Origin of the sequence: Methylobacter sp. (assembly GCF_004322395.1) — a bacterium.
GTDB lineage: Bacteria > Pseudomonadota > Gammaproteobacteria > Methylococcales > Methylomonadaceae > Methylobacter_A.
Genome location: NZ_SCTW01000023.1, coordinates 1 through 1732, shown reverse-complemented (window position 1 = coordinate 1732; position 1732 = coordinate 1). Strand labels below are relative to the sequence as shown.

The window sequence follows — 1732 nt, the reverse complement described above, 5'->3', positions numbered from 1 at the left end:
CGATCTGTATAATTTTGCATGGTTTGGCAACGGACGACGAGTAGGCGCAATCACCTGCTCAATGCGCGGGTCGACAAGGGCCAAAGCCAGCACCTGCCTTCCTACAGCACCTGTAGCACCAACCAGCAATAGACGCAGTGGCTTATTATTAGGATACGTCATATCAGTCCTTCATCAGTTGGTGCCGAGATATAGTCAAATCTGGTGTATGGTCAATTTGAATCGGCGGCGACATTCTGCTGTTTATATTCACTATCGTTCGCTTCATCCAAAACCGCGATCCCATTCTGGAACTTTACCCCTTTCACCACGTCAGACAGGCGATCAAATCCCCGTAACTTAAGCCAGCTCCTTTCAGCCGCCAGCGCCAACTGAAAGACCAATCCCAACAGTGTGTTACGAGAAACACAGTTTTTAGTTCTCGTGGTTCGATGCCGGATTGTGGCAAAGGTCGACTCTATCGGATTGGTCGTCCGGCTATGCGCCCAATGCTCAGCCGGAAAGTCGTAAAAACTGAGCAATACCTCTCGATCCTTGATCAAAACGCCGGTCGCCTTGGGATACTTTGCGCCAAAATCCCGTACAAATCGATCAAATGCCTTCTCTGCCTGAACTTTGGTTTCAGCCATCCAGATTTCATGCAACCCCGCTTTGGCTTTACCGTGGATGGTTTTCGGCAATTCATTAAGCACATTGGCGGTCTTGTGTACCCAGCAGCGTTGGCAACGGGTTTGCGGCCATGCTTCATTCAAGGCCGCCCAAAAGCCCAAGGCACCGTCGCCTATGGCCAGTTTCGGCGCTGTCTTTAGCCCCCTGTCGGTTAAATCTTGTAGAAGTGCGAGCCAAGACGCCTTGGATTCACGATAACCGTCAGATAGGGCTAATAAGCGTTTTTCACCTCGCTCATTAACGCCAATAATGACCAGTAAACACAGGCGGTCATCCTCGCCTCTCAAGGTCGAGTAGATGCCATCCGCCCAGAGGTAGACAATCTTTTCATCGGTCAAATCGCGGCGGTTCCAGGCCAGATAATCTTCAGTCCACTGCGCCTTGAGCCGACTCACCACCGCTGGCGACAGCCCTTTCGCTTCATCTCCCAGCAGAACCGACAAGGCGTCCTGCATGTTGCCTGTGGAAATGCCGCGTAAATACAGCCAGGGCAAGGCCGCTTCGACCCGTTTGGCTTTTCGCACATAAGGCGGAACAATGGCCGAGTTAAATTTGACTCCAGCGCCGGAACGATCCCGCACCTTAGGCACTTTAACCGTTATCGAACCCAGTCCAGTCAATACTTCTCGTTCCGGTAAATAACCGTTGCGGACTACCGTTTTTCGTCCGTGCAGGTCTGTTACATGCTCATAGTGGCTCAGAAAAAATTGCAGTTCCGTTTCAACCGCTTTTTCTATGAGTCCTCGCGCTCCCTGTCTCAATAGCTCTGTCAGGCTATCGTTAATTGTCCCTGGAATATCCAGTCCTTTTACGTTATCTTTGTTCATGGCGTACCTTTTTGCTGATTATTCGATCTCGTTAATCTAATTTCAGCAGAGGTCGCCACCTTGTTTCAAGTTTGCTATACACCAGATTTATTTATACCTCCTGATTTTTAGCCATTGTTTTTTAAAAATTGTAATTCTTCATATTCTCTTGCCGAAACCATAACCGCCACAGGTTTGCCGTTTTTATTAATACCAATAGGCTCTTTTTGGGCTTTCAGTAGAATTTCCCCAAATTC

At 48.9% G+C, this 1732-nt stretch carries 2 protein-coding genes; both read right to left on the bottom strand.

The window, feature by feature from the left end:
* Positions 1-212 precede the first annotated feature (212 nt).
* Positions 213-1496, bottom strand: a complete 1284-nt coding sequence (locus tag EPO18_RS03385; protein ID WP_292430513.1) for an IS256 family transposase — start codon at positions 1494-1496, stop codon at positions 213-215.
* Between the two features lie 107 nt (positions 1497-1603).
* Positions 1604-1720, bottom strand: coding sequence for a type II toxin-antitoxin system prevent-host-death family antitoxin (locus EPO18_RS03380; protein ID WP_292430516.1), 117 nt, complete (start codon positions 1718-1720; stop codon positions 1604-1606).
* Positions 1721-1732: the final 12 nt, after the last annotated feature.

What these genes read in the sequence shown, in the direction of transcription:
- EPO18_RS03385 (WP_292430513.1), bottom strand. Translation starts at nt 1,496, where the DNA reads ATGAACAAAGATAACGTAAAAGGACTGGATATTCCAGGGACAATTAAC.